10 protein-coding genes are annotated in these 9,822 nt (G+C 36.8%); 5 read left to right on the top strand and 5 right to left on the bottom strand.

The window, feature by feature from the left end; all coding sequences use genetic code 11:
- Positions 1-426: 426 nt before the first annotated feature.
- The 3 genes from HT693_RS10290 (at position 427) to HT693_RS10280 (ending at position 3,872) form a co-directional block, all read left to right on the top strand.
- Positions 427-1,356, top strand: a complete 930-nt coding sequence (locus HT693_RS10290) for a sugar ABC transporter permease (RefSeq protein WP_007284784.1) — start codon at positions 427-429, stop codon at positions 1,354-1,356.
- A gap of 13 nt (positions 1,357-1,369) precedes the next feature.
- Positions 1,370-2,293 carry a carbohydrate ABC transporter permease gene (locus HT693_RS10285; protein ID WP_055356821.1) on the top strand — a complete coding sequence of 308 codons (924 nt, stop codon included), beginning with the start codon at positions 1,370-1,372 and terminating at the stop codon, positions 2,291-2,293.
- Positions 2,294-2,396: 103 nt separating this feature from the next.
- Positions 2,397-3,872 (top strand): ABC transporter substrate-binding protein, encoded by a 1,476-nt coding sequence (locus HT693_RS10280; protein WP_023937446.1) that lies wholly within the window; start codon positions 2,397-2,399, stop codon positions 3,870-3,872.
- A 191-nt stretch (positions 3,873-4,063) separates the two neighbouring features.
- Here HT693_RS10280 and HT693_RS10275 read toward each other — a convergent pair whose 3' ends face one another.
- From HT693_RS10275 to HT693_RS10255, 5 genes are all read right to left on the bottom strand, one after another.
- Positions 4,064-4,678, bottom strand: coding sequence for an ATP-binding cassette domain-containing protein (locus tag HT693_RS10275; protein WP_000130637.1), 615 nt, complete (start codon positions 4,676-4,678; stop codon positions 4,064-4,066).
- A 2-nt stretch (positions 4,679-4,680) separates the two neighbouring features.
- Positions 4,681-5,508 carry a hypothetical protein gene (locus tag HT693_RS10270; RefSeq protein WP_000402862.1) on the bottom strand — a complete coding sequence of 276 codons (828 nt, stop codon included), beginning with the start codon at positions 5,506-5,508 and terminating at the stop codon, positions 4,681-4,683.
- 4 nt (positions 5,509-5,512) lie between these two features.
- Complete coding sequence (locus HT693_RS10265) at positions 5,513-6,334, bottom strand: hypothetical protein (RefSeq protein ID WP_000771482.1); 822 nt, start codon at positions 6,332-6,334, stop codon at positions 5,513-5,515.
- Positions 6,335-7,411, bottom strand: coding sequence for a hypothetical protein (locus tag HT693_RS10260; protein WP_172925154.1), 1,077 nt, complete (start codon positions 7,409-7,411; stop codon positions 6,335-6,337). It abuts the gene before it with no gap.
- A gap of 147 nt (positions 7,412-7,558) precedes the next feature.
- On the bottom strand, positions 7,559-7,951 hold the full coding sequence (locus HT693_RS10255; protein ID WP_023941407.1) for a hypothetical protein: 393 nt from the start codon (positions 7,949-7,951) through the stop codon (positions 7,559-7,561).
- A 243-nt stretch (positions 7,952-8,194) separates the two neighbouring features.
- On the opposite strand from HT693_RS10255, the gene HT693_RS10250 reads away from it, so the two are divergent.
- Both HT693_RS10250 and HT693_RS10245 read left to right on the top strand, forming a co-directional pair.
- On the top strand, positions 8,195-8,344 hold the full coding sequence (locus tag HT693_RS10250; protein WP_329600473.1) for a DUF3502 domain-containing protein: 150 nt from the start codon (positions 8,195-8,197) through the stop codon (positions 8,342-8,344).
- A gap of 424 nt (positions 8,345-8,768) precedes the next feature.
- A complete protein-coding gene (locus tag HT693_RS10245) occupies positions 8,769-9,755 on the top strand; it encodes a rhodanese-related sulfurtransferase (RefSeq protein ID WP_001030014.1) in 987 nt (328 codons plus the stop codon).
- Positions 9,756-9,822: the final 67 nt, after the last annotated feature.

Here is a 9,822-nt window from a genome sequence, read left to right as displayed (position 1 = left end):
AAGAGGTTTTAGAGGCTTATTTACCATGGACTAAAGTTGTACAAGAAAAGTGCAAATAAGAAATCTCCAGATTAGGAACTATCCGTGAGTTCCCTAGTCTGGAGATTTTTCAATATACTTCGTTATTGGACGGTTACTTTTCTTCTGAAAATACTAGCTAGCATCAGTTGTCCTAAAATTTAGTGTCAGTGCGTCATAACAAGGTATCTATCATTAGGCTAATAGAGATAAAATAAACAATTGATTTAGAACATTTGTTTGATAGTGGTGATAAAGTTTTAAATCTGCTACATAATTTGTGGAGTTTTTTCTATAATTAGGAGTTTAACCTAATCTGCAAATAGGAGTATACTAATAATGTAATCGTTATCAAAAGTCTAAAAAGGAATTTTTAGATGGATATCAAAATAAAAAAGGGGGGAAATTATGAATAAGTTTTCAAAAACCTTGAGAGACAACTGGATCTTTCTCTTGATGGTTTTGCCAGGGGCGCTCTGGTTGATTCTATTCTTCTACATTCCAGTATTTGGGAACGTGGTTGCCTTCAAAGACTACCACATGACCAGTAATGGTTTCATAGATAGTATCATAAATAGTAAATGGGTCGGACTTGATAATTTCAGATTCTTATTTAGTTCAAGAGACGCCTTTATTATCACACGAAATACTGTCCTATACAATCTTGGCTTTATCTTTCTAGGTTTGGTTGTATCTGTAGGGATTGCCATTATCCTCAGTGAACTCCGTTCCAAGAGAATGGTGAAGATTTTCCAAACTTCTATGTTGTTCCCTTACTTCTTGTCTTGGGTTATCATCAGTTTCTTTACAGATGCCTTCCTAAACATTGATAAAGGGGTGTTCAACCATTTATTGGAAAGTCTTGGTCTAAAAGAAGTCAACTTCTACGCTGATTTGGGAATTTGGCCCTATCTCCTACTTTTCCTAGGTATTTGGAAAGGTTTTGGATATAGCAGTGTCATGTACTATGCGACAATCATGGGAATTGATCCAACCTACTACGAAGCAGCGACAGTAGACGGAGCCAGCAAATGGCAACGGATTCGCAATGTAACCATTCCGCAGTTGACACCGCTGGTAACTGTATTGACCATCCTTGCAGTCGGAAATATCTTCCGTGCAGACTTCGGTCTCTTCTACCAAATCCCTCACAATGCTGGTCAGCTTTATAACGTAACCAACGTCTTGGACGTATATGTATATAATGGTTTGACCCAGACAGCGGATATCGGGATGGCTTCAGCAGCAGGTCTCTACCAATCAGTAGTCGGCTTGATTCTGGTGGTTCTATCAAACTTACTGGCAAGACGAGTTGATCCAAACTCAGCTTTGTTCTAGAAAGGAGGAGAATATGGCAGAAAAGAAAATTAAAAAAGAAAAAATTGATAATGTCGGCATTCACTCCTTCAGTAAGAAAGCAGATATCTTCTTCAGTATCATTTCGGGTTTGATTGCCCTCTCTTGTATCCTACCCTTCGTATTCGTTGTCATTATTTCAGTGACGGACGAGAAAAGCCTCCTCCAATACGGCTACAGCTTCTTCCCATCCCAATTTGGATTAGACGGTTTTGAGTTCTTGGCACAGTTTAAGGATAAAATCTTACAAGCCCTCTTCATTTCTGTCTTTGTAACCGTAGTTGGGACATTTACAAATGTCTTTATCACAACAACCTATGCCTACGCTATCTCACGGACAACATTTAAGTATCGCAGATTTTTTACCATCTTCGTCCTTCTCAGTATGTTGTTCAACGCTGGTTTGGTACCAGGTTATATCATGGTGACCCGTGTGCTTCAGCTTGGGGATACTGTTTGGGCCTTGATTGTTCCAATGCTTCTCTCACCATTTAACATCATCTTGATGCGTTCCTTCTTCAAGAAGACCATTCCAGAAGCCATTCTCGAATCGGCTCGTATCGATGGTGCCAGTGAGGCTCGGATTTTCTTCCAAATCTGTTTGCCATTGTCACTACCAGGTATCGCAACCATCACGCTTTTGACAGCACTTGGTTTCTGGAATGACTGGTTCAACGCCCTTCTTTACATCAAGAGTGACAACTTGTATCCATTGCAATATTTGCTTATGCAAATCCAACAAAATATGGACTACATTGCCAAAGCGGTCGGCTTGACTGGTCAACTGGGAGTTGCTCTACCGAAAGAAACAGGTCGTATGGCCATGGTTGTGGTTGCAACCCTTCCAATCGCGATTTTGTATCCATTCTTCCAACGCTACTTTGTAAAAGGTTTGACTATCGGTGGTGTGAAAGAATAGTGTTTATTGAGAAAGAACATTTCTCATTTCCAAACTTCCCTTGCGTGAAGTTAACATCATTACATTGTTTATAAGTTTAAAAATAAAAAAAGGAGTTTTTATCATGAAAAACTGGAAAAAATATGCTTTTGCATCTGCTAGTGTAGTCGCTTTGGCTGCAGGTCTTGCTGCTTGTGGAAACTTGACAGGTAACAGCAAAAAAGCTGCTGATTCAGGTGACAAACCTGTTATCAAAATGTACCAAATCGGTGACAAACCAGATAACTTGGATGAATTGTTAGCAAATGCCAACAAAATCATCGAAGAAAAAGTTGGTGCCAAATTGGATATCCAATACCTTGGCTGGGGTGACTATGGTAAGAAAATGTCAGTTATCACATCATCTGGTGAAAACTATGATATTGCCTTTGCAGATAACTATATTGTAAATGCTCAAAAAGGTGCTTACGCTGACTTGACAGAATTGTACAAAAAAGAAGGTAAAGACCTTTACAAGGCACTTGACCCAGCTTACATCAAGGGTAATACTGTAAATGGTAAGATTTACGCTGTTCCAGTTGCAGCCAACGTTGCATCATCTCAAAACTTTGCCTTCAACGGAACTCTCCTTGCTAAATATGGTATCGATATTTCAGGTGTTACTTCTTACGAAACTCTTGAGCCAGTCTTGAAACAAATTAAAGAAAAAGCTCCAGACGTAGTACCATTTGCTATTGGTAAAGTTTTCATCCCATCTGATAACTTTGACTACCCAGTAGCAAACGGTCTTCCATTCGTTATCGACCTTGAAGGCGATACTACTAAAGTTGTAAACCGTTACGAAGTGCCTCGTTTCAAAGAACACTTGAAGACTCTTCACAAATTCTATGAAGCTGGCTACATTCCAAAAGACGTCGCAACAAGCGATACTTCCTTTGACCTTCAACAAGATACTTGGTTCGTTCGTGAAGAAACAGTAGGACCAGCTGACTACGGTAACAGCTTGCTTTCACGTGTTGCCAACAAAGATATCCAAATCAAACCAATTACTAACTTCATCAAGAAAAACCAAACAACACAAGTTGCTAACTTTGTCATCTCAAACAACTCTAAGAACAAAGAAAAATCAATGGAGGTGTTGAACCTCTTGAATACGAACCCAGAACTCTTGAACGGTCTGGTTTACGGTCCAGAAGGCAAGAACTGGGAAAAAATTGAAGGTAAAGAAAACCGTGTTCGCGTTCTTGATGGCTACAAAGGAAACACTCACATGGGTGGATGGAACACTGGTAACAACTGGATTCTTTACATCAACGAAAACGTTACAGATCAACAAATTGCAGATTCTAAGAAAGAATTGGCAGAAGCTAAAGAATCTCCAGCGCTTGGATTTATCTTTAACACTGACAATGTGAAATCTGAAATCTCAGCTATCGCTAACACAATGCAACAATTTGATACAGCTATCAACACTGGTACTGTAGACCCAGATAAAGCGATTCCAGAATTGATGGAAAAATTGAAATCTGAAGGTGCCTACGAAAAAGTATTGAACGAAATGCAAAAACAATACGATGAATTCTTGAAAAACAAAAAATAATCAGCTAAATTGATTTCGTGTATTCATTCCTAACTCCTAAAATAAGAATCACTGCTTTCCTCAGGCTTATCTGGGGAAGGCAGTGATTTTTTGAATGAAAAATAAACCAACTAATATAATTCAGGTATAGTTGGTCTTTTTGTATAAAATTGCTATTTTATGAGGAGTGTTGTCTCTGTAATAAATCATTCTTATCCCAAGTATAGAACTTCATCACAGAGACATTCGATATCTTGCTCTATATGAGAAGCTAGAATAATAAGTTTCCCCTTTTCTTTTAGGTGGAGTAATTTTTCTCGAATTTTTTGAACAGATTGCTTATCAAGTCCGTTCATTGGTTCATCTAAGAGTAATATATCTGGATTTTCCATAAAAGCCTGTGCTAGAGCTAATTTTTGTTTCATTCCTAAAGAGTAGTGTTTTACTTTTTTAGAAGAACTAGGATCGAGTCCTACATCTATCATACTCTGAATGATTTCTTTCTCTCCTATTTTATTTTTGATTAGAGCTAGTTGATGTAAGTTATCAAAACCAGAATAACCTTCCAGAAATCCTGGAGTCTCAATAATAACACCTACACTTGGTAAGAAGGGAAAATCTATTCCAAGTATGTTTCCATCTAATTCGATTTTTCCTTCAGTTATACCTTCTAATCCCGCTAAACACTTGAGTAAAACTGTTTTTCCTGAACCGTTATATCCAACAATTCCGTATATATTTCCACTGGAAAATTCAAAGGAAAGGTCTTCAAAAATTACATTGTGTTTATAGTTTTTACGAATAGATTTTAAATGTAAGTCTGTCATATCTATTGTCTCCTTATTTTTTTCATAACAACTAGGATTATGGTGAGCAAAAGGTATAAAAGTAGGATACGAGTAATTATTTCTGGTAGGGATAGTAAGCCAGAATGGGCTTCGTATTTAATATAATGGAAGTCTAGCCAAGTTAAAGGAGATAAAAATTTAATCCAGAAACGTGAAGCTTCTGTAATAAATAATTCTACAATAACTAATCCACAGGCTAAGGTATTTCCTAAATTAGAATAATAACTATTGAAAACGAAAATCACTCCCCCAATCAATATGAACATAAGGAATAACAATAAGAATATTTGAAAAAAAGCGCCATAGGGAGAATAATATTGCAGTATAATTGAGCGTAGATGCGTCATGCTATCAACACCTTCCGGAAATGAAATGCGTCCTTGAGCTAGGGAGGGTAGGAGACGTCCCCAATGATTTGAAAGGTGTAGTGTAGGGAGAAAAGTGATTAAAATGCTGATGATTTGGTAAATCGAAGCGATTAAGCTCGCGATAAGCAGATAAATAAACTGGGAGAGCATCCACTTTTTCTGTCCGATTTTTAAGATTAACCAAAACTGGAAAGTATCTTTTAAAGGAAGATTGCTAAATAGTAGTATGACAGATAAAATAGAAATTGCAGTGAACCATTGACTCGTGAAGAGAACAGTTACAATGCTGACAGGATAAGTTTCTTTGAAGTGATTAGCTAAATTAGAAAAAGGTAGCATTAAAATCAAAGTATAGAGGTGAAAGAAAATTAAGATAGGCAACAATCGTTTAAAGGTGAATTGTTGTTTTAAGAGAATAGTTACTACACGTATAATCTCCATAAGATTACTCCTTATCATAAAAATGCCAATGTTTTTTAAGAGCTAGTCGAATGATCTCTATTGACAAAAGTGCCCATAGAGTTAAGAAAATATAAGGATAAAGCAACGAAAAAATATTTCGAAAGTTTTCGTCACCTACTTGAAAATATGCTAGCCCTTCTCGTAAATAATCATCTGTCGTTAAGACGATATGTGGTAGAGTAAAAAAAGGGAGAACTCTCTCTAAACCAAATGTTGTGAGGACAAACCAGGCTGTACTTGGAAGAAGATAGACCATTAACACATTAGGGTAAAAAACGGAAAGAACTCCACCTAATAGAGTAAAGAATGCAAAATAGAGTCCAATTAGACTAATGAGAAGGAAGTAGAAAAGGAATATAAATCCTTGATTTAACAACCACTGATTGCTAAAAGTAGATGAGTAGTGAGAATTAGTGAGGGGAAAATAAAAGGAGAGGAGAATTAAAAAACAGAATCCTAAGGTCAGTCCTACAAAATAAGAACGGAAAATTAACCGTTTGACGAAGGAAGAAGCGTATTGTCGCAGAGACATACGACTAAGTAAAAAAGGAAGTCTATTTTGATGGTAGTCTTGTGAAAAGTCTGTTACTACAGTGGAAGCTGCTGTTAAGATATATAATGACATTGCTAGATTTCTAGAGAAGGAGAGCATGAAATAATCAGGGACTGCAAGTGAATTTCTTCCGTCTAATTTTATTGTTAGATCTGTATAGGACATCATCAATGCAACTACTAAGGAAAAGAGTAGTCCAATCCAAATCCTCCAATCTTTTAGCGTATATTTAAAGGGGAGAAGTAGTTTCATCTAACTTACCTCTTTCCAGTTTGTGGGATCGATAACTGCTTTATCTATACAATCTTTTTCTTTGATTGTAAAGATTAGGAAGGGACGATAGAGATTTCCTCCATAGAGTTCTTTTTCTTGAGTGGGAATAGGTATATACTCAATTGTAAATGACTCAATATAAATTGGACTGTCCAAAATCAAATTTTCGTATTTTTCTTTTAAGACGTCTAATCCTTTTTGGACAGAAAGAGTCGCCATTTTATCTATTTTTTGAGTCGGTAAGATAACACCAGATAAATCAATTCCTTGAATCCCTGCTTGGGTGATGATAAAGTTTAGGTCAGGACCATGAATAAAACTAATCTCTCCGGATGAACCTAGCTGAGTTTCGCCATCAATAACTCTTTTACTAGAAAGTTTTGGAAAAACAGTAACATAGCACATATCAGTCAGATTGTTTTTGTCTATCTTTGTTCCTTTTAATTCTTTGGCATTTCTTTCGTAGGTTGGGAGATACTCAAGGAGTGTTTCTTTTGAGATAGCGTAGATGAGATAATCATAATCGTCAAATCCTAATTGGAGGGTATTTAGAAATTGCTTAACTTTGTTAACACCATCTTCTTTTGAAAATGGAAGTTCTTCTTTAAAGTCGGTTAGATTTAGATTATTTTCAATAGCGTCTAATCGTAGGTTGTGGAAAACACTTGATAGATCTGATATTTGATCAGATGTTAAATGAATCCATGATCCAGTTTTATTGACGGTAATATCTGCTCTGGTCTTTCCTTTTTGGAGTCTGGTTAAAGGATTCTTATCGGCAATAATTTCACTAATTTCACTATCGCTTCCCATAAAATTTTGGATAGCTGTTACCAATGTTTCTTTGTCTCCTTTTTTTGAGTCCCAAAAAGGCAATTCTTCTTTATAGGAGGTATCTATCTGGTCTGATAGATAGATTTGCTCTGTTATCTCTTTATAACCTTCTTTTATGGGAAGATTTTCCTTATTTATCTCAGTTGTTTGCTTTTGGCTATATTGACAAGCTGTTAAAAAGATAAAGGGAAGAATAAGTAGAAATAATAGGTATTTTTTCATAGTAAAAAGCTCCTTTAAAAAAGGAGCAGAGACATGATACTTTTTAGATGATGCCTCTACTCTTAGAAGGGGGCGTTAGGCTAGTGAGCGCTCACATGATAAACTAGCGAATAACCCAATGTTTGTTACTTTTTGTTTTGAGACGAATTAAGGGTCAAAACGTCCTGTTATATTCGAATTGAGCCAACCATATTTAGAGGCGTTGAGATAATAATAGCGTCCAATTGTTCCATAACCATTGTTATAGCGAAGATTATAGCGACCATTTGAATCAGCTATTTTCATCTCAGTTGCAGGCTCATCCTCAGCAGCAGTCCAAGCGCGAATTCTGACCTTTTTTCCCCAACCAAGACCACCTGTGATATTAGCAACAGCAGGGGAGCCGTCTGTTTTTTCAGTTTTTCGGCTACTAACGGAATAGTCTTCGCGTGTAACATGAAGATTGAAATACACCATCTTAGCAGAAACAGTCTGACTAGCTAAGGGGAGTAAGCAAGCGACTCCCAGTCCTAATGCGATGCATTTTTTCAAATTTGTCATCACAATACCTCCTTTGTATTTTAGTGAAATCGATTTCATTTACATTGTACTACTTTTTTTTATAATGTCAATCGCAAAATAAAGTATTTGTGATTTGTAATTCGAATGTGATAATGTCTTTATAAAATAAGTTATTAGATTTACATATCTCATAAAATATGGTTAAATTATTATATTGAATTTAGAATAGTACAGCATCTCTTCTAAAATATTGTTATAAATTGATTTGGATTCCAAAATTAAATTGCTCGATTCTTATTTCATTTTATTATATTTGACCCAGATAAAGCGATTCCAGAATTGATGGAAAAATTGAAATCTGAAGGTTCCTACGAAAAAGTATTGAACGAAATGCAAAAACAATACGATGAATTCTTGAAAAACAAAAAATAATCAGCTAAATTGATTTCGTGTATTCATTCCTAACTCCTAAAATAAGAATCACTGCTTTCCTCAGGCTTATCTGGGGGAGGCAGTGGTTTTTTGGGCACAAGGATATAGATATTCCTGTTTTCTCTTATCCTTATTTTAATACTCAATAAAAATCAAAGAGCAAACTAGGAAGCTAGCCGCAGGCTGCTCAAAACACAGTTTTGAGGTTGTGGATAGAACTGACAGAGTCAGTATCATATACCTACGGCAAGGTGAAGCTGACGTAGTTTGAAGAGATTTTCGAAGAGTATAACCATTCAGGAAATTTCGATAACCCTCTACAATTTCCAGTCAAATAAATTGCATTCGTTTTCTCAAGCAGGTATACTAGTATGGATAAATAAAAAATTTAGAAAATTTAAGAATAGAAAAGAGAACAAATCTTATGGCAAAAGATATTCGTGTCTTACTTTACTACCTTTATACTCCAATTGAAAATGCAGAGCAATTTGCTGCAGATCACTTGGCTTTCTGTAAATCAATCGGCCTTAAAGGCCGTATCCTAGTCGCTGACGAGGGAATTAACGGAACAGTTTCAGGTGACTATGAAACAACTCAAAAATACATGGACTACGTTCACAGTCTCCCAGGCATGGAAGACCTTTGGTTCAAGATTGACGAAGAAAATGAACAAGCCTTCAAGAAGATGTTTGTTCGCTACAAGAAAGAAATTGTCCACCTTGGTTTGGAAGACAACGACTTTGACAATGACATCAACCCACTTGAAACAACAGGTGCTTACTTGTCTCCAAAAGAGTTCAAAGAAGCGCTTCTTGATAAAGATACCGTTGTCCTTGACACACGTAACGATTATGAGTACGACCTAGGACATTTCCGTGGAGCTATTCGCCCAGATATTCGCAACTTCCGTGAGTTACCACAATGGGTCCGTGATAACAAGGAAAAATTCATGGACAAGCGCGTCGTGGTTTACTGTACAGGTGGGGTTCGCTGTGAGAAATTCTCAGGCTGGATGGTTCGTGAAGGCTACAAAGATGTCGGCCAATTGCACGGAGGAATTGCAACTTACGGTAAAGACCCAGAAGTTCAAGGTGAGCTTTGGGATGGGAAAATGTACGTCTTTGACGAACGTATCGCTGTTGATGTCAACCATGTCAACCCAACCATCGTAGGGAAAGACTGGTTTGATGGAACACCATGTGAACGTTATGTCAACTGTGGAAATCCCTTCTGTAACCGTCGTATCTTGACATCAGAAGAAAATGAAGACAAGTACCTTCGTGGATGCTCACACGAGTGCCGTGTTCACCCACGTAACCGCTATGTTTCAAAAAATGAATTGACACAAGCTGAAGTAATCGAGCGCCTAGCCGCTATCGGTGAAAGCTTGGATCAAGCAGCTACTGTATAAGATCAAACAGTCCTCAGGGGCTGTTTTTCTATGCTTTTTACTCAAAAATCTAATACTCAATGAAAAT

Origin of the sequence: Streptococcus sp. 2154 (assembly GCF_013277255.1) — a bacterium.
GTDB lineage: Bacteria > Bacillota > Bacilli > Lactobacillales > Streptococcaceae > Streptococcus > Streptococcus pseudopneumoniae.
Note: the sequence above shows the minus strand (reverse complement) of the source record. Positions and strands in the feature narration are given on the sequence as shown.